Below are 19,276 nucleotides of genomic sequence, written 5' to 3' on the forward strand. Positions count from 1 at the left end.
TCATGCAAGCCGTACAGCGTGAGATTGCTGAGCAGCTCAAGGTGCAAGCGCCATTCGCCGACGACCAGGCCCTACAGGCCGAAGTGGCCCGGCGCATCACCTTCATCCAGGATTGCCTGGTCAATTCCGGACTCAAGGCCTTGGTGCTGGGCATCAGCGGCGGCGTCGACTCACTGACCGCCGGCCTTTTGGCCCAACGCGCGATGCGTGAGCTGCGCGAAAAAACCGGCGACGACCGCTACAAATTCATCGCCGTGCGCCTGCCCTACGAAACCCAGTTCGACGAGCACGACGCCAAGGCTTCGCTCGATTGCATCGGCCCTGACGAGATCCACACAGTCAATATCGGCCCGGCAGTCAAAGCGCTGGCTGCTCAGGTCTCTGCTTTCGAAGGCAAACCGGCGGCGTCGGTGGATTTTGTGCTCGGCAATACCAAGGCGCGGATGCGCATGGTTGCGCAGTACACGATTGCCGGCGCGGCTGGCGGCTTGGTGATTGGCACTGACCATGCGGCGGAAGCGGTGATGGGCTTCTTCACCAAGTTCGGCGACGGCGCCTGCGACCTCGCCCCGCTCAGCGGCCTGGTAAAAAATCAGGTTCGCGCGATTGCCCGCAGCTTCGGTGCGCCGGAGTCGTTGGTCGAGAAAGTGCCGACTGCCGACCTTGAAGATCTGTCACCGGGCAAACCGGACGAAGCGGCACATGGCGTGACGTACGCCGAGATCGATGCGTTTCTGCACGGTGAAACGGTGCGTGACGAGGCGGCGAAGATCATTGTCGATACGTACAACAAGACCCATCACAAGCGGGTCATGCCGTTTGCGCCTTGATGTGAATGCCCAGCAGCACCTGCGCCTTTGCAGGTGCTGCGCAACACTGTCGCTGCGGTTCAGGATCAATAGATCGCTGCCGGCATTCTCGTATGCGGTCAACCAATCGGTATCAGTCGTGCTTTATAGGCGACTTCGAAGTAGCGGCAGTATCAATAGTAACAGTGAAGGTTTCGGAGGGATTACCGCCCGCACTCGGTGTTGGCTGTGCGTTGAATTCGTAAATTCCGTCCGACAACAGGTCGGTGCCTATTAGCCAAGTATCAGTAATATCCACGCTTGTTGGCACTAAGGGTGTTTCATTATTGCGAAGCATCAAGCGATAATGCCCAAATGCCACGCCTTGAATATCGAGCCGATTGATATCCGTTTTATCCCCATCGTTGAGTTCCTTTCCACCACGCTCAGAGATTTTTGTGATTTGTGGATTCTGCAATGCACCCACAAAAAAAACTTTAGCGGCTGACGTACCACCACCGTCAATTTTTGCAGTCAAAGAATATCTTTTGTTGTTATTCAAGCTTAACGATCCATTCCATTTTCCATCAACAACCGTAAACTCATCGATCGGCGTCGCGCCATGGCCATCATATATATATACCTTGTCGGATGAAGCAGTTCCCTCGATCTGTAGCGTTTCGTTCGATGTACCACCCTCGTTTGGAACCTCGGTATCAGATCCGTCTTTCAGCGAAGAAATCCGAGGCTCCCCACCGGGAAGAGAATTTACTGTGATGGTGTAGGTCGGAGAGGTCCTGCCGGCTACATCCTTGGCTATCAACTGATAAGTTTTACGTGTAGGCAAATTAAGCACATCTTTCCACTTACCGTCAGTGCCGGCCAGTGCTCGTCCTACAAGGTTCGTCTCGGTGTCATCGTATATCAATACTTCACCTTGTCGAGCATCACCTTCTATATCAAGCACCATTTCGGTTGTACTGCCGTTATCTGGAATCTCTTTGACGGAATCTTTTAGCAAACCAATCAATGGCGCTGCGCTTGCTATTAAAGTCATTCTAAATTCAGCAGAATACTCATCCATGAATTCTGCCTTATAGGTATGTGCTCCTTCCTGAATATCCGTTATCAACCTTCCCGCAAGGCCATTCAGGTCGGCCTGCATGCTGACTCTCGGGTTGCCATCCTCAAAAAGTCTTAAAATTTTATCCGAGGGGCCCGTCAGAGAGAAAAAAACCATCGGGCTGGTGGCCTGACCGCCGTCGCTAATTACCTTGCCATCGGAAGTCACCTGTCGGATGGTCAGGGGGCGATCGACGCTGGTTTCCTCAATACTGTTTTTCATCGAAAGCTCCTACTGGCGTTAGGCAGTCGATGCCAATTTATTGTCAAGCCGCAGGAATCGTCTACTGTCAGAAATTACAGGTCCGGTGGACATCCGACAGAAGGCGCAGGTTTCAAAGGGAGGTGCATTGCAAACGAGTGGGTTAACCAAGAACGACAAAATGAAAACGCCGCTGCGATGGCCTCGCAGCGGCGCTTTACGTCAATGCCTGGTTACTTGACGATGACGGTGCCTTTCATCATCGAGATGTGCCCAGGGAACGAGCAGAAGAAGCCGTATTTTTCGGCGGCATCCAGTTTCGACACATCGAAGGTCACCGAATCGGTTTCCTTGGCGCCGATGATTTTGGTGTGGGCGATGACGCGCGCGTCGCCATCCTTCAGGTAGTTCTTGTCGATACCGGCTGCCAGGCCGTCGGTAGCGATCGGCTGCATGTCCGCTTCTTTGCTGATCACCAGGTTATGGCCCATGACGTTCTTCGGCAGGCTGCCGGAGTGGGTCAGTTCGACGGTGAAGGTCTTGCAGCTCTTGTCGATCACGATCTCCTTGGTGTTGAAGGACATCTGATCGGTGGAGTCAACGGTGGTTTTGCACTCGGCAGCCATCAATTGGCTGCTGGCCAGCGCCAGCAGGGATACCGCAACAACTTTGGAAAACATGGTGAATCTCCAAGGCAGGGTTAACAAAACACGAGTGGTGGAAAGACTGCCTGAAATCTTCGCAAGTTCCTATGACTTGTGTCAAAAATTGTATACAACTTTCAGGCTATGACGCTCATCGACACAATCTAACGGCCAGATGACCTGGCCAGACTTATGATCGGCCCATCCATTGAGACGGAGTGCCTGTCATGTTTTTTAACGGTCTGTTGTGCAGCTTGCTCGCCGCTTACGCCTGTGGCGCCAGCGGCAGCTTTGAATCGCCGGAACGCGAAGTTTAGCCCTTGGATCGAAGCTCGCCAGCCATTACCCTGTGACGGATTGACCCAGGAGTAAGGCATGTCTTTGAAGTCCGTGTGTGTATTTTGTGGTGCCAACGCCGGCAGCGTTGCGGCGTACACCGAAGCGGCTATCGCCCTTGGCCGGGCGCTGGCCGAACGTCATTTGACACTGGTTTACGGCGGTGGCGCCGTGGGTTTGATGGGCGTTGTCGCTGACGCCGCACTGGCCGCCGGCGGCGAAGTGATCGGCATCATCCCGCAGAGCCTGATGGACAAGGAAATCGGCCACAAAAGCCTGACGCGTCTGGAAGTGGTCGATGGCATGCATGCGCGCAAGGCGCGGATGGCCGAACTCAGCGATGCGTTCATCGCCCTGCCCGGCGGTCTCGGCACCCTGGAAGAGCTGTTCGAAGTCTGGACGTGGGGTCAGCTCGGCTATCATGGCAAGCCGCTGGGTCTGCTGGAGGTGAACGGTTTCTACAGCAAACTCACGGCTTTTCTCGACCATATCGTCGGCGAAGGCTTCGTTCGTGCGCCACACCGTGACATGCTGCAAGTGAGCGAATCGCCAAATACCCTGCTTGATGCGCTCGATCAGTGGCAGCCGACCGTCACGCCCAAGTGGGTCGATCAAAAACCCGGTTAACCCCCGGACGCCGATACAGGGCAGAATACGCGCCGCTCAACCTCACCTTCGACCTAGAGGATCGCCCATGGCCAAACCCAATTACTCCTTCGCCAAACGTCAACGAGACCTGGCAAAGGAACAGAAGAAAGAGGAAAAGCTTCAGCGCAAGAAACAAACCGCTGAAGAAGCGGCACTGAACCCCGACGGTGAAGTGGCGACGGATGATGATGTTGATGCACCCGATGCACCGAAAGAACAGGCGCCCGACGCCTGAGCCCCACCGGGTTTGATGATCGAATCAGACCCTGCGGATTTGTGAAAGGGCTGGCGGTTTTGCCGCCGGCCCTCACAGCCCTCCCCCAAAACACCCCATTTCCCTTGTAGGAGTGAGCCTGCTCGCGATAGCGGTGTGTCAGCAGCGAATGTTTCAACTGACACACCGCTATCGCGAGCAGGCTCACTCCTACAGTTTGATCTGCGTTATTCCTGAGGCATCACCGTAACCCGCACTTCCGGGTCGTGATTACCGCCACCGAGAATCACCCCGCGCAACGGCGACACATCAGAAAAATCCCTCCCCCACGCCAACGTGATGTGCTCCAGCGCCGGCTGCACATTGTTGGTCGGATCAAAATCCACCCACCCGAGCACCGGACAAAACACCGACACCCAGGCATGGGACGCATCGGCGCCGATCAGGCGTGGCTGCCCCGGTGGTGGCTGGGTCAGCAGGTAGCCGCTGACATAACGCGCCGCCAGCCCGCGCGAGCGCACGCAAGCCAGCATCAAGTGCGCGAAGTCCTGACACACCCCACGCCGCCGCTCCAGCACTTCCACCAGCGGCGTCGCCACCTGGGTGGCTTCGGCATCGAAGGTGAATTCGCTGAAAATCTTCTGCATCAAGTCCTGCACACCCAGCAACAGCGGACGTCCAGCCGGGAAACAGCTGTGTGAAAACTCGACGAAGCTGCGCTTCAAGTGCACATAGGGCGACTGGAACCGGTAGCGACAGGCTTCAAGCAAGTCGGCAGATAACGGCTGGCTACTGTAGGTGAGCGCATCACGGGTCTGCTCCCACGCCGACGACCGATTGAAATCCAGCGCAGGACGCGCCAGCACTTCAACGGTGAGCCGCGCGTTGACCTGCAACTGATCATGCGGCCGTTCGAACGCCAGCCGGGTCAGCGGATTGCCAAACACGTCCAGCTCATCACGCCGCACCGTCGGCTCCGGACTGATCAGCAGTTGTTGTTCGGTGCAGCGCTGCCAGTCGCACTCACGTGGCCACAGATGCGCCAGTTGCTGCGCGAGGGATACCGGGCTGTCGTAGTGATAGCTGGTGTCGTGAAAGATCTGGTAATGGGCGCTCATCAGACGGACACCGTACGCTGGCTGACATCATCGACATGGGCGAAATGGCGCAGGGCCAATCGATCCGAGACTTGCCCGCTGGCCTCGGCAATGTCTTGCAGCAGATCCGCCAGGCCGTCGAGCGCGGCACGCACGCTGGACTTGCCGAACAACGGGTTTTCCAGGCAACCCAGCTCAAACCGCGACAGGCGTTCGACCAGCTGCGGCAAACCGGCTTCGCGGGGAGCGCCGAAATCGTCGTTCAAGCGTTTCAACGTGCGGGTGACCAGTTTCAACTGAAACAACACCGCGTGCGGGTTCTGATCATCCAGCAGCAACAGATCGAGGACCGGAATCAATTGCGCCACCGCCAGATATCGCGAGCGGTAGGTGATGCTGCTGTTACCCAGTTCGAGCAGCCATTCCAGCCCCGCTTGATCGAACGCACCCGCGCCGCGCAGAAACGCGGCCAGACTGGCGCTGAGAAACTGCAGGCGCTCGATGCGCCGGCCGATCATCAGAAAGCGCCAGCCTTCGTCGCGGGTCATGTCATCCAGCGCAAACCCCGACAGCGCCGCCAGCGACATCACCAGACGGTTGAGGAAATCCAGCAGTTCGCCAAAATCCGGCTGGTCGGTGTCCAGCTCCATGGCTTCACGCTGCAATTCAACCAGCGCTTGCCAGTTCTCCCGGGAGAGCTTGCCGCGCACCTGCGAGGCAGCCCACTGCAAGCGTTGCAGGTTGGCGCGCAGGCTGAACGACCAGTCCTCGCCCAGCAGCGCAGCGAGCAAGCGTTCCGGCAGCTCACCCTCGTCCGGCAGCAACGCCAGCCGTTCGCCAAGATCGACCGCCGCCTGCAACGCCTGCGGATCATCGCCATCGACGTAGCGCGCCAGCATGATGCGCAGCAGCCGCGCGCTGTCATCGCAGCGTTCACAATAACGGCCGAACCAGAACAGGTTCTCCACCACCCGCGAGGGCAGGTAAGGATCCCGACGCACCAGATCGTGCACACCAATATTGCGCTGCGCCTTCCACTGCTCGCCACTCGGCGCACGGTCGCCCAGCACCCAGGTGTCCTTGCTCGCACCGCCACGCTGCATCGACACCACTTCGGCATCGGCGTCGGCCGCCACGCGGGTCAGCCCACCGGGCAGCACACGGTAGCCGTCGTGACTGGCCACTGCGTACATGCGCATGCCGATTGCCCGGGGTTGCACATGGCCTTCTTCAGCTTGCCAGACCGGCGCCTGTGAGAGCTGCGCCAGTTCCTGGGCGACATAGGCATAGGGCCGCGCCTGCATGCGCTCCGCCAGTTCGTGGCGCTGTGTTTCATTAAGGTCCCGGCCAAAAACCGGGGCGAAGCTTTGCGAAGGGAACGCGGGTTTGATCAACAGCTCCGGGAGTTTTTCCAGTGCCTGCGCCAGCACCGGCGCTTCACCGCACCACCAGGTCGCGATGGACGGCAGGATCAGTTCCTCGCCGAACAGGTACTGATTGATCTTCGGTAGAAACCCCAGCAGCCCCGGCGATTCCAGGACTCCGCTGCCCAGCGCGTTGGCGACCAGCACCCGCCCCTGACGCACCGCCTCGAGCAGACCGGGGACGCCCAGCGCCGAATCGGTACGCAGTTCCAGCGGATCGCAGAAATCGTCGTCGAGGCGGCGCATGATCGCGTGCACCCGGCGCAGACCGCTGAGGGTTTTCAGGTACACCGTGGCATTGCGCACGGTCAGATCACCGCCTTCGACCAGTGGATAACCAAGCTGGCGGGCGAGGTACAGATGCTCGAAGTAGCTTTCGTTGAAACGCCCCGGCGTCAGCAGGACCACCAGCGGCGTGTCGTCCTCGCCGGGCGCCTGTCGCGCCAGGGTTTCCTGCAACGTGCGGAAGAACCCGGCCAGGTGCTGAACCTTCAGATCGCGGTACAGCTCGGGGAAGGCACGTGAAACGATGGTGCGGTTTTCCAGCGCATAACCCGCGCCGGACGGCGCCTGGGTGCGATCGGCGGTGACCCACCAGCGGCCGTCCGGCGTGCGCGCCAGATCCACGGCGTACAGGTGCAGGAAGGCCGACTCCGGTGGAACGATGCCCTGACAGGGCCAGAGAAAATTATTGTGGCCGAACACCAGTTCTGCCGGCAGCAGGCCTTCGCTGATCAGCCGTTGCGGGCCGTACAGATCCGCCAGCACGGCATTGAGCAGCCGGGCGCGTTGCGCGATGCCGGCCGCCAGGTGCTGCCATTCATCGGCAGCGATCACATGGGGCAACAGATCCAGTTCCCACGGCCGATCGGCCCCTTTCGGATCGGCATAGACGTTGTACGTGACGCCGTTTTCCTGAATCTGCCGCGTCAGCAAGGCCTGCCGCTGCACCAGTTGCGCGGGACTGCTGCGCTGTAACTGATCGAACAGCCGCTGCCAATGCGGGCGCACCGCGCCGCTGCCGTCAAGCAGTTCGTGATAAGTACCCGCGCTCAGCGGGTAGCGGTCTAGCAGGTCAGGCATGGAAAGCTCGGCAGACAGCAGGGAACGGTCAGACTAACGCAGGCACATGACGTGCGGATAGTTGAAAAATCCGCATGAAATGTATGACTCAGAAACGGCGCAGATCGATTGTCATCGGCAGCTCGTCACTGATTTCCACTTTCGGTATCGGAAGTTTCCCTGGCGTGTGGCCGAGACGGAAAAACCGCGCCATGCGCCGACTCTCTGCTTCATTGGCATTGACTGGCAACGTCTCGTAATTGCGCCCACCGGGGTGGGCGACATGATATTGGCAACCGCCCAGCGAACGGCCCATCCAGGTGTCGAGCAGGTCGAACACCAGCGGTGCGTGCACCGGGATGGTCGGGTGCAGGCAGTTGGCCGGCTGCCAGGCGCGATAACGCACCCCGGCGACGAACTCGCCGACACGGCCGGTCGGGTGCAACGGTACCGCGACACCATTACAGGTCAGCAGATACCGCTGCGGCGTCAGGCCGTTGAGTTTGACCTGCAAACGCTCCAGCGACGAATCGACATAGCGCACCGTGCCGCCCGCCGTACCCTCCTCGCCCAGCACGTGCCAAGGTTCAAGAGCTTGCCGCAACTCCAGCTCGATGCCATTGACGGCGTAATCGCCAACCTTGGGAAAACGGAATTCCAGATGCGCGGCGAACCACTCCGCGCGCAACGGATAACCGGCGTTGTTGAGGTCGACAATGACGTCGGCGAAATCCTGCTCGATAAAGTGCGGCAGCAGGAAGCGATCGTGCAGTTCAGTGCCCCAGCGTGCCAGTTTCGGTGGTGCGTAAGGCTCGCGCCAGAAGCGTGCGACCAAGGCGCGCAGCAACAACTGCTGAGCCAGACTCATGCGCGCATGCGGCGGCATTTCAAAGGCGCGCAGTTCCAGCAAGCCGAGACGCCCGGTGGCGCCGTCTGGCGAATAAAGTTTATCGATGCAGAATTCGGCACGATGGGTATTGCCGGTGACATCGATCAGCAAATGGCGCAACAGTCGATCGACCAGCCACGGCGCGCACTCTGCGCCCGGTTCGGGCATTTGTGCGAAGGCAATTTCCAGTTCGTACAACGCGTCATTACGCGCCTCATCGACCCGTGGCGCCTGGGAGGTCGGGCCGATGAACAGCCCGGAAAACAGGTACGACAGCGATGGATGGTTGTGCCAGTAACTGATCAGGCTGCGCAGCAGATCCGGCCGACGCAGAAAGGGTGAATCCGCTGGTGTTGCGCCGCCAAGAACGAAATGGTTGCCGCCGCCGGTGCCGGTGTGGCGCCCATCGATCATGAATTTCTCGGTGGTCAGGCGGGTTTGCCGGGCCTGCTCGTAGAGAAATTCAGTGCGCTCGACCAACTCGTCCCAAGTCGCCGACGGCTGCACATTGACCTCGATCACGCCAGGGTCCGGAGTGATGCGGAAATTGTTCAGACGTGGATCGCTCGGCGGCTCGTAGCCCTCCAACAGCACCGGGCAGCGCAGCTCCGCAGCGGTGGCTTCGATGGCTGCGACCAGTTCCAGATAATCCTCGACCCGTTCCAGCGGCGGCATGAACAGATAGAGCCGTCCCTCGCGGGCCTCGGCACAGAATGCGGTACGGGTCAGCCAGTCGGCGGACTCATCGATTTTCGGCACGCGCTCATCCACCGCAGCAGATTCGCCGTGAACACCAAGCTGCGCGGGATCCGGCAGTCCAGCAAAGTCCTGATTCGGATCGTTGGGATGGATGAACGGATATTCCGCCGCTTTCACCCACGGCTGCGACGCCAGCGGCAGGCGATACCCCAGCGGCGAATCCCCCGGTACGAGACGACAGTGCTCATCGCGCAAATACCAGCGTCCGCTTTGCCATTGATCGCCCTTGGCAGTACGCGCCAGCGGCAGCACCTGGCCAATGACCTTGTCGAGTCCCTGAGTGAACACCTTGCGCAGGCGCGCGCGCTCCAGCGGATCGTCCAGACGCGAATCTTCGGCGCTGACGTTGCCGGGCAAGGTGCCTTCGCGCCAGAGGTAATAGAAATTGTCCTCGTAGGCCGGGAAGACAAAACGTGCGGGTAATTTCAGCCGCTCGGCGACGCTCGCCAGAAAGCGTCCGGCCAAATCGCCATCGGCACCATAGTCCTCCTGCTCGTCAGCGATCAGCGCAGCGTTTTGCCAGATTGGCACGCCATCGCGGCGCCAGTAACAATTGAGCGACCAGCGCGGCAATTGCTCTCCGGGATACCACTTGCCCTGGCCGAAATGCACCAGGCCCTCAGGCGCGTAGTGACTGCGCAGACGCTGGAACAATTCGGCCGATAGCCGGCGCTTGTCCGGCCCCAGCGCGGCGGTGTTCCACTCGGCGCCGTCGGGATCGTCGATGGACACAAAGGTCGGCTCGCCGCCCATGGTCAGGCGCACATCGCCTTCGAGCAGATCGACGTCGATCTGCTTGCCCAATGCCTGGATCGCCAGCCATTGCTCATCGGTGTAGGGCCTGGTGACGCGGGGCGCCTCCCAGATTCGCTCCACTGACATGTCGTGGCTGAACTGACACTCACACGGTTCGACCAGACCACTGATCGGCGCCGCCGAGGACGGATCGGGACTGCAGGCCAACGGAATATGTCCTTCGCCGGCGAACAGCCCGGAGGTGGCGTCAAGGCCGATCCAGCCCGCACCCGGCAGGTACACCTCGCACCAGGCGTGCAGGTCGGTGAAATCGACGTCGGTGCCGGACGGGCCGTCGAGGCTCTTCACATCGGCAGTCAGTTGAATCAGGTAGCCGGAGACAAACCGTGCGGCCAGCCCAAGATTGCGCAACAGCTGCACCAATAGCCACGCGGAGTCGCGGCAAGAGCCAGAGGCCTGTTCGAGGGTGTGCTCCGGGGTTTGTACACCCGGCTCCATGCGAATCAGATAACCGATGTCTTCGCTCAGGCGTTGATTGAGCGCGACCAGAAAATCCACTGCCGGCAACGGCGTGCGGTCGATACCGTCCAGATAGGCCTTGAACGCCGGCGTCAGCGGCAGGGTTTCGAGGTACGGCGCCAGTTCCTTGCGCTCGTCGGTGGCATACGTAAAAGGAATGTTCTCGGCGTAGGGTTCGAGGAAAAAGTCGAAGGGGTTGAACACCGCCATCTCGGCCAGCAGGTCGACTTCAATGCGCAACTCACTGGTTTTCTCGGGGAATACCAGACGCGCGAGGTAGTTGCCCTGAGGGTCCTGCTGCCAATTGATGAAGTGCTGCTCGGGCGAGACTTTCAGCGCATAGGACAGAATCCGCGTGCGGCTGTGAGCGGCCGGGCGCAGGCGTACGATCTGCGGGCCGAGTTCGACAGCGCGGTCGTAGCGGTAATGCGTGACGTGGTGCAATGCGACATGAATCGACACGGCGTGCCTCCTGCGAGCCTGGGCGTATGGGAAAGCGCGCAAGACTTATGCCATGCACAGGTCCGGGCGTTTTCGCGAAATGCTCAAGGCAGTACAGCACCAAAACCGGGCGATGCGGGGAAATGCTTTAGTGAGTTTGCTTCTATTTGTGGCAGGCATGGGATGCAAGCTGCCTGTGCTCGCGAAGAGGCCAGTGGCTTCGATACTCTTTTTCTTCTCGCTCCCACGCTCTGCGCGGGAGTGCAACCCGTGACGCTCTGCGTCACAGCATCGCTCGAACTGACACCGGGTGAAGGCTGGAACGCGGAGCGTCCCTAGAGGCATTCCCACGCAGAGCGTGGGAACGATCAGCAAAACGCCAACCCGAAGGTTGGCGTTCTGTTTAGCGTGGCACTACCGGCTTGCGCGTCGGCTTCGGCCCTTTGCCCTTCGCGGCGTCCTTGCGCTCCTTGGCCGCCTGCTGATTGCGGGCGAACGCGGCGGCCTTGGCTTGTTCACGCTTGTCCCAGGGATTGCCGCCATCACTGGCACGCGGCGGCAGGCCGGTGTGCTGGGTGAGGATCTTGGTGGTTTTCTCTTTCGCGACCTTGTGGCTGCCGGCCGGGGTCGAGTTCTTGCGACGGGCGCTCTGGTAGCTGTCAGTCGCCGGCTGATGCGCCGGGATCAACTGATCCTTGCCCGAACCGATCAGATCGGCCCGGCCCATGCGCACCAGCGCTTCACGCAGCATCGGCCAGCCTTTCGGGTCGTGATAACGCAAGAACGCCTTGTGCAGACGACGCTGCTCTTCGCTCTTGACGATGGTCACGCCGTCGCTTTTGTAAGTCACCTTGCGCAGCGGGTTCTTGCCCGAGTGGTACATCGCGGTAGCGGTGGCCATCGGCGAGGGATAGAACGCCTGCACCTGATCGGCACGGAAGCCGTTGCCCTTGAGCCACAGGGCCAGGTTCATCATGTCTTCGTCAGTGGTGCCCGGGTGGGCGGCGATGAAGTACGGAATCAGGTACTGCTCCTTGCCCGCTTCCTTGGTGTACTTCTCGAACATGCGCTTGAACTTGTCATAGCTGCCGATGCCCGGTTTCATCATCTGGTTGAGCGGACCTTCCTCGGTGTGTTCCGGGGCAATCTTCAGGTAACCGCCGACGTGGTGGGTCACCAGCTCCTTGACGTATTCCGGCGACTCGACCGCGAGGTCGTAACGCAGGCCGGAAGCAATGAGGATTTTCTTCACGCCTGGCAACGCACGGGCACTGCGATACAGCTGAATCAGCGACGAGTGGTCGGTGTTCAGGTTCGGACAGATTCCCGGGAACACGCAGGACGGCTTGCGGCACGCGGATTCGATTTCCGGGCTCTTGCAGGCGATGCGATACATGTTCGCGGTCGGGCCGCCGAGATCGGAAATCACCCCGGTGAAGCCCGGGACCTTGTCGCGGATCTCTTCGATTTCGCGAATGATCGACTCTTCGGAACGGTTCTGGATGATCCGGCCTTCGTGCTCGGTGATCGAGCAGAAAGTGCAGCCGCCGAAGCAGCCGCGCATGATATTCACCGAGAAACGGATCATGTCGTAGGCCGGAATCTTCTCCTTGCCGTACGCCGGGTGCGGTACACGGGCGTAAGGCATGCCGAACACGTAGTCCATTTCTTCAGTGGTCATCGGAATTGGCGGCGGGTTAAACCAGACATCGATCTCGCCATGCTTCTGCACCAGCGCGCGGGCGTTGCCCGGGTTGGTTTCCAGGTGCAGCACACGGTTGGCGTGGGCGTAAAGAACCGGGTCATTGCGCACCTTTTCCATCGACGGCAGGCGGATCACGGTCTTGTCGCGAGTCATGCGCGGGCTGGCCAGAATCTGCACGACCTTGGCTTCCTGCGGATCCTCGACCGGACCCTTTTCCTGCTCGATGGCGCAGGCCTGGGTGTCCTGGGTATTGACGTACGGGTTGATGATCTTGTCGACCCTGCCCGGACGGTCGATGCGCGTGGAGTCGACTTCGTACCAGCCCTGCGGCGTGTCACGACGGATGAACGCGGTGCCGCGCACATCGGTGATGTCTTCGATCTTGTGTCCCCACGACAGACGCTGGGCCACTTCGACAATGGCGCGCTCGGCGTTGCCGTACAGCAGGATGTCGGCGCTGGCATCGATCAGGATCGAGTTACGCACCCGGTCCTGCCAATAGTCATAGTGCGCGATGCGGCGCAGCGACGCTTCGATGCCGCCGAGCACGATCGGCACGTGCTTGTACGCCTCTTTGCAACGCTGGCTGTAGACCAGGCTCGCGCGATCCGGACGCTTGCCGGCCATGCCACCCGGCGTGTAGGCGTCGTCGGAGCGGATTTTCTTGTCCGCGGTGTAGCGGTTGATCATCGAGTCCATGTTGCCGGCCGCGACGCCGAAGAACAGGTTCGGCTCACCAAGCTTCATGAAGTCGTCTTTGGACTGCCAGTTGGGCTGGGCAATGATCCCGATGCGGAAGCCTTGCGACTCCAGCAGCCGGCCGATAATTGCCATGCCGAACGACGGATGATCGACGTAGGCATCTCCGGTAACAATGATGATGTCACACGAATCCCAGCCAAGCTGATCCATCTCCTCCCTGCTCATCGGCAGGAATGGCGCTGGCCCGAAACATTCGGCCCAATATTTTGGATAGTCAAATAACGGCTTGGCTGCTTGCATGTCGACGACCGGTGTTGAAGTGAAAAATCGCGGGCGCGGAATATAGCACAAATTTTGACCAATTCCGACGGTAATGGTCGGTTTCTCGATGAAGCCGCCCGCCACGTCAAACTGCCCGGAAGATGACACGTTTTACCGGAACGCACGACACACAGAACGGCAAGGAAGCCGACCACCCGTCGATATCCGTTTGTGCGGATATCACGGCGTGAACGTTAAAGGATGACAGGCAATGCCACTCAAACCGCCCGCTCGGGGCAAAACCACTGTCGAGGTGCACGTCCAGCCCAGACCCGGCACCGACAGCCCGACAATCCGGCCCGATTTTCCGTCGCCTCACGGCGGCGGGTCGGTGCATTGGATTCCCACACGGCCGTCGACAGGCGACCGGACAACCGCGGGAACAGACCTTGACGCCATCACGCCAGCGCCTGCGAGGGTGACGGTCAACGCCACAACCGAACCCGGGCCTGCACCTGCGATGGTTACACGTCCGTTGAAGGATTACTGGATACACCCCTCGATCGTGTTGCCGCCCCCGAATGCCGACGGTATTTCGGTTTACAAGGGACGCCACTACGTAAAGGTGTCAGAAAATGGCGCCGTACAGGTGGCTCTGGACCCTGTCTCCGGCCTCTACCAGGCGAAGCTGCCCAACGAGCTGAACCCTTCCGGGCCGAAGCTGCAATCCGATCCCGAAAGCAGACTCTGGCGACCGGTCGAACAATTGTCGCCCGCGACCTATCCGTTATCTGCGGCACGCTTGCAGCGATTTCGCAGCGACCTCGATGTCAGCGACCTGGAACCGGACAGTCATGGCCTGTATTCCACCAACGGAAAACTTTACGCGGTTATCGAGAACCACACCTATCAGATGCTGCACGATCTTGACGCGTCGTCGCCGCACACGACAGTGATGCGCATCGTCCGCCCGGAGGATCCGATCGCCACGCACGAGCACAATGTGTACGTCGCAACACGTGACGGCAGCTCGGAGCCGGTCGTTTTCGACTCTCGCCACGGTTGGCAGGGCATTGTTGTGCCAGGTGCCGCCGGAATGCGGCGCAGTGCAGCGCCCGAACAATTAATAGTTCAGCGCCTGGAAGTGGCGAGCAAGCTTGAACAATTCACCGAGACCATCAATAAAGATCACGATGAAAATCAGCGACTGATAGCTGCATGGATGGCCGCAAGGGATTCACAAGGCAATCGAGCCGACATCGTCAAAAACGAAAAACAGGCACTGCGTGAGCGCAAATCACACAATAAGCAAGAGCTGGCGAGGCTTGATGAGGCCTATAACTACTACACAGACAACAAGTCCGTCATAAAGGCTCTCATTACGGAAGCCGTTTACAACCAGAGCGTCATTGCGCTGCAAAAAAGGCAAATGCTCGCCTATCAACAACTGGTCGAATGCAGCCTGACGCGCCGGGCACTCGAGGGTCCTTTGCTCGACATCCACCCAGACAGGCTCCAGGGGACCATAGAGTTCCTGACCCGGATAATCAGCCGGATGAAGGCGCGACAAAGGATTGCCGATAATCTGATTAAAAAATGGCGGCTCTCGCCTGACGACTTGAGTGGCGACATCCTTTCACCCATGGATACTCATAACGTCGTCGCTTCGTGGGTTCTGGCCAAAAGCCTGACGCTGGACAACCCCCAATCGACCGGTACCGCCCCGCAGGCTTCTGAGCTGGCGGCGCAGTTTGGTCAGGCAACGTTTATATATGGCGCACTCGACAGGATTCCAGACGGCTCGCGCCCTGCCGTTCTGAGCGAGCTGTCGGGGCAATGCGCCGCCATCCGTGACTGGTACGAGCGACTGGACCTGGCACCTGGCCCGCTACAACTCGCCTCACGCGATGAAATTATCACGCAACTGGAGCTGTTCGAAGAAACGCTCGCGCATCGCCTGAAACGCTATCACGAGAAACAGACTGAGCGTCCAGCGCTGCCCTTCCACGAACAACCAATTGATTTCGACTTCATCCCGCCACAAGACAGAAGCGGCACCGCCCCCCGGCCCAGGCGTATTTTTCGAGCCAAAAAGCACGGCGTCTACAAGATCAATGTCGGCGAATCACGACACACTGCGCAGGGCGCAGAGATTATTGAGGTCCGTAATCCTCTTAACCCCGATCAGCCTATACAGACCTATGAACGAAGGGCCGGCGAATGGCAACCGGTGCGGACGCCCCCGCAAAAGGAGCTGTCCAGGCTTGTCCAGGAAGCCCGCCAGCATCTGGCGCAATCGGACGCGCATGTACAGGCGGCCCTGAACGAAGAGCACCGGAAAAACAATCCGGACAACATCGTCGAAATGCTCGAGAGCAAAGCTAATGTGCTGGATGACCTGGTCCTGGAGCTTCAGCTTTTTGAGCCGACCGACCTTAATGCCGGCGACCTGATACGAAGCTTGAAGGGGGACGGTGAGCGCCTGCGCCAGGAAGGCGAAAACATTCGCCTGCGGATCTATAAGGACAAAAACTTTTTGAGCGCCGAACGGCTGATTTATCTGATCGACAAGGGACAGGTTCGTGTAGTTGAAAACCACCACCGGTCACCACGAGGCAAGGGCCAGAGCAAAGAGTTTCTCGACATCTACTCAATCCACGATGTCACCGATGGAAAAGTGCTCTGGCACGCGCATTTTCACTACGCGACCGAGCAAGCCCCAAAGTCGGACTTCAACGTGCGCGGCGCCCACCTGAAAACCCTTGAGCAGAGTCAGAAAGGGCGTTTATCACAACGCAAAGAAGAAATGGAAGGCCGCAAACACACCGCCATCTGGCGCGAACAACTCGACGGACGCACCGCGCAAAGAATTTTCGAGCTGGCGGTGCGTTCCCGAGCCGGTGAAGCCTCCACCTCCTCGCAAACGACACACTAAACCACGCGGTCCAGTCGCCGATTGAACGGCGCTGATGCAATCATTGTTTCAAGGATGAACAACACATGGCAGTAAAACCCCTCACTCGAGTCAATGTCTCGGTCGATGTCCACGCGCTACCGAAGAACCCGGTCGACGGGCATCTGTCCGACACGCCGGTCCGCACCGGCCCTGGCCTGACCACGACGACACGCAATCCGCCACGCACGGACAGCCCGACCGGAACCGCTGACCTGGATGCCATCCTGCCCGCACCCGCAGTAACGGTCAGCGAGCAGCCCCTGACCGTTACGCCTACGACATCCCCGACGGCGCCGCTGGAGCAATACACACTCAGTGCAAACGCTGCATTGCCGAGCGCCGACGTCGAGGGCTTCAGGACTTTCAAGGGACGCCGCTACGTCGACCTGAACGACGGCCGTATCGTGCAAGTAGCACAAGACCCGGACACGGGGCTGTACCGGGCCAGACTGCCGAGCGAACTGACGCCTTCGGGACCGACGCTGATTCGCGACCGTGACAGCAGGCGCTGGAGATCAATGAATGACAACGATGCCATCGCACCATTGACCCGTACACGTCTGCAGGCCTTCGGCACGGATCTGGATTTCAGCACTGCCACTGCCGACAGCGACGGCGTGTTCCACCATGACGGCAAGCTTTACGTGGTTATCGACAAACGCGGTTATCAGGTCTTGCAGGATCTCGATGCGTCCACGCCGGCGCAAAAAGTCTGGCGTATCGCCCGGTCGCCAGATCCGGTCGCGGCCGACAGTAGCAACGTCTATCGCGCCAGTCGAATTGGCCAAACGCTGGCCATTACGCGCAATCCGGCCCACATCTGGGTCGCTGCCCACCCCGGACTCAACGGTGGCATGCGGCGTAATCCACAACCGCAAGTGAGCGTCGCCGAGCTGCAGATCATGTACACGGCCATGGCGGCGGCCCACGGTGACTTGAAGCACTCGGCGGCCCGGTACAACACGCTTTTCGCCGAGTCACGGCAACAGGCCGAGGGCAGTGACGCGAAGACCGCCGCGCTGGTCGCCGTCGAGATACAGCTGATCAAGCACGTCAAACTCCAGACCGTCTTCGTACAGTCGTTTATCGACAACAAGGACGGCCTGATCCGCGTTAAAACCAGAGCCCTCTATAACGAAGAATTGCACACCTTCCAGCTGGAGCGAGTCGAGTACCTCAACCGGTTGATGGCGGTGATGGATTTGAGGATCAGGCCCACGGTCACTGCACTGACCGCTGACAACTTCAAGAAAATCATCACACACATGAACAAGAAGCTGAAGCTGCTCGAAGATCGCCAAGGGGTCATCGATCAGTTGAGCAAAGCCGCCCCGCGCACCAGTTTTCAGTTCGACGAAGATTTCAACGTTGTTCCGGGCTTCGACCTGGTCAACCGTAACAAGCTGACCGCCTATCTTTGTCTACTCTCGGACAATCCCGAGAACCCGCCGGCAAAAGGCATGCAAACCTTGCTGGCGATTGACCTGTTCGCCAACGATCTGAACAACATTGCCGAACCGCAACAGCCAATGGCACTGATGCTGGCCGACAGTCAGATCAGGGCGGAAAAACAGCACTTTGCGTCACTGTTGTCCTCCGCCAGCCCTGAGAACGCGGGGTATCTCAAAGAAATCATCAGTCTTATCGAGCCGTTCGAGCAGCGCATCGACAGCAAACTGAGCGATATCTTCGCCACGTTCCGCCGTCGTGGCGAGCCACTCAGCCTCGATCAGGATATCGATTTCGACTTTGTTCCCAAGCAGACGCTCAGCACCGAAACGGCGACGCCCGCCCCTGCGCGCAAAGTCTTTCGCACGCGCCAGCACGGTCTTTACAAAGTGCTGGTGGGTGAAAAGGAAGTCGCTGCGGATGGCAACATCATCGTTAAAGTGGCGGATCCGTTCCGCCCCGATGGCCAGCCGCAACGCTACGAAAAACGTCAGGGCGAATGGCTGCCGGTGCGTCCGCAGACTGCCGAAACGCCCAAGCCCCTGCTTGTTGCGCAGGCGCACCGTTTGCTCAGCGACGTCGCCGGCCACCTTGTCGAGGCCAAGACTCGGGAATCGCGACATGACAATCCCACGGACATTCTCGAATACCTGGGCAAGGCCGCCGACCGGCTCAGTGAGCATGCCCATCAGTTAGCCCATCACCCGGAAGCCGCTACTGACACTGAGCTCACGGGGCTGACCGATCGTCTGCGCAGCGCAGGCGATTCGCTGAGCGCCGAAGGCCAACGCGTTCTGGTGCGCATGTATAAAAACCGGGACGTGCTGGACATCATGCGCCTGAACTATTTACTCGATCATGCAGCACTCAGCGTGACCCGCACCGTAGAGCGCAAACAAATCGGCAAAGGCCGCGACAAGTCGTTCCTGGACGTTTATTCCATCAGCGACCGCGCCGATGACGCGCCACTGTGGGAAGCGCATTTCCACTATGAAAAACACGACAGCCTGGCCCTCAACTTCACGGTCAAGGGCGGTCACCTCAAAACGCTTGAACAGGCCGGACGGGGCGCATCCTCCCAGCGCCGGGATGAGCAGGCCGGTCTGCCCCATGTGGCGATCTGGCGCGAAACGATTGACGGTCGCACGGCCCGCAAAATATTCGATCTGGCGACATGAAGTCGCCATGCATGTAACCAGCCGACTCAGTCCTGCAGTGCTGACGTCGAACATCAGGCAATGACGCCGAAGTCCCTTCAGTGCGCCACTCGCGCAACTGGCGGGACAATCTTTTCAAGGACAT

11 protein-coding genes are annotated in these 19,276 nt (G+C 59.6%); 5 read left to right on the forward strand and 6 right to left on the reverse strand.

Going from position 1 to position 19,276, the window contains the following annotated elements:
* Positions 1-2 precede the first annotated feature (2 nt).
* Positions 3-830, forward strand: a complete 828-nt coding sequence (gene nadE / locus HU743_RS20630) for an ammonia-dependent NAD(+) synthetase (protein WP_186650913.1) — start codon at positions 3-5, stop codon at positions 828-830.
* Positions 831-942: 112 nt separating this feature from the next.
* Here nadE and HU743_RS20635 read toward each other — a convergent pair whose 3' ends face one another.
* A complete protein-coding gene (locus tag HU743_RS20635; protein WP_186650915.1) occupies positions 943-2,133 on the reverse strand; it encodes a hypothetical protein in 1,191 nt (396 codons plus the stop codon).
* A gap of 212 nt (positions 2,134-2,345) precedes the next feature.
* On the reverse strand, positions 2,346-2,792 hold the full coding sequence (gene azu / locus HU743_RS20640) for an azurin (RefSeq protein ID WP_186650917.1): 447 nt from the start codon (positions 2,790-2,792) through the stop codon (positions 2,346-2,348).
* Between the two features lie 339 nt (positions 2,793-3,131).
* On the opposite strand from azu, the gene HU743_RS20645 reads away from it, so the two are divergent.
* Together HU743_RS20645 and HU743_RS20650 are read left to right on the forward strand one after the other, a co-directional pair.
* On the forward strand, positions 3,132-3,719 hold the full coding sequence (locus tag HU743_RS20645) for a TIGR00730 family Rossman fold protein (RefSeq protein WP_186650919.1): 588 nt from the start codon (positions 3,132-3,134) through the stop codon (positions 3,717-3,719).
* Positions 3,720-3,786: 67 nt separating this feature from the next.
* A complete protein-coding gene (locus HU743_RS20650) occupies positions 3,787-3,975 on the forward strand; it encodes a hypothetical protein (protein WP_186547618.1) in 189 nt (62 codons plus the stop codon).
* Between the two features lie 206 nt (positions 3,976-4,181).
* Here the strand turns inward: HU743_RS20650 and HU743_RS20655 are convergent, their stop codons facing one another.
* The 4 genes from HU743_RS20655 to HU743_RS20670 form a co-directional block, all read right to left on the reverse strand.
* Entirely contained in the window at positions 4,182-5,072 is an 891-nt protein-coding gene (locus HU743_RS20655) for a transglutaminase family protein (protein ID WP_186650921.1), read from the reverse strand.
* Complete coding sequence (locus HU743_RS20660) at positions 5,072-7,558, reverse strand: circularly permuted type 2 ATP-grasp protein (protein WP_186650923.1); 2,487 nt, start codon at positions 7,556-7,558, stop codon at positions 5,072-5,074. The genes HU743_RS20655 and HU743_RS20660 overlap by 1 nt, the downstream gene beginning before the upstream one ends.
* A gap of 88 nt (positions 7,559-7,646) precedes the next feature.
* Positions 7,647-10,922 (reverse strand): transglutaminase family protein, encoded by a 3,276-nt coding sequence (locus HU743_RS20665; RefSeq protein ID WP_186650925.1) that lies wholly within the window; start codon positions 10,920-10,922, stop codon positions 7,647-7,649.
* Positions 10,923-11,304: 382 nt separating this feature from the next.
* The gene (locus HU743_RS20670) at positions 11,305-13,608 is read right to left on the reverse strand and encodes a YgiQ family radical SAM protein (protein ID WP_186650927.1); all 2,304 of its coding nucleotides are present in this window, start codon (positions 13,606-13,608) and stop codon (positions 11,305-11,307) included.
* A 496-nt stretch (positions 13,609-14,104) separates the two neighbouring features.
* Between HU743_RS20670 and HU743_RS20675 the strand changes: the two genes are divergently transcribed.
* Positions 14,105-16,504, forward strand: coding sequence for a hypothetical protein (locus HU743_RS20675; RefSeq protein ID WP_186650929.1), 2,400 nt, complete (start codon positions 14,105-14,107; stop codon positions 16,502-16,504).
* 65 nt (positions 16,505-16,569) lie between these two features.
* Complete coding sequence (locus HU743_RS20680) at positions 16,570-19,152, forward strand: hypothetical protein (RefSeq protein ID WP_238351768.1); 2,583 nt, start codon at positions 16,570-16,572, stop codon at positions 19,150-19,152.
* Positions 19,153-19,276 lie beyond the last annotated feature (124 nt).

The organism is Pseudomonas sp. SWRI99 (assembly GCF_014270125.1).
Taxonomy (GTDB): domain Bacteria; phylum Pseudomonadota; class Gammaproteobacteria; order Pseudomonadales; family Pseudomonadaceae; genus Aquipseudomonas; species Aquipseudomonas hamedanensis.

Coding starts and splice junctions, on each gene's coding strand:
- nadE (WP_186650913.1), top strand. CDS start 3: ATGCAAGCCGTACAGCGTGAGATTGCTGAGCAGCTCAAGGTGCAAGCG.
- HU743_RS20635 (WP_186650915.1), bottom strand. CDS start 2,133: ATGAAAAACAGTATTGAGGAAACCAGCGTCGATCGCCCCCTGACCATC.
- azu (WP_186650917.1), bottom strand. CDS start 2,792: ATGTTTTCCAAAGTTGTTGCGGTATCCCTGCTGGCGCTGGCCAGCAGC.
- HU743_RS20645 (WP_186650919.1), top strand. CDS start 3,132: ATGTCTTTGAAGTCCGTGTGTGTATTTTGTGGTGCCAACGCCGGCAGC.
- HU743_RS20650 (WP_186547618.1), top strand. CDS start 3,787: ATGGCCAAACCCAATTACTCCTTCGCCAAACGTCAACGAGACCTGGCA.
- HU743_RS20655 (WP_186650921.1), bottom strand. CDS start 5,072: ATGAGCGCCCATTACCAGATCTTTCACGACACCAGCTATCACTACGAC.
- HU743_RS20660 (WP_186650923.1), bottom strand. CDS start 7,558: ATGCCTGACCTGCTAGACCGCTACCCGCTGAGCGCGGGTACTTATCAC.
- HU743_RS20670 (WP_186650927.1), bottom strand. CDS start 13,608: ATGCAAGCAGCCAAGCCGTTATTTGACTATCCAAAATATTGGGCCGAA.
- HU743_RS20680 (WP_238351768.1), top strand. CDS start 16,570: ATGGCAGTAAAACCCCTCACTCGAGTCAATGTCTCGGTCGATGTCCAC.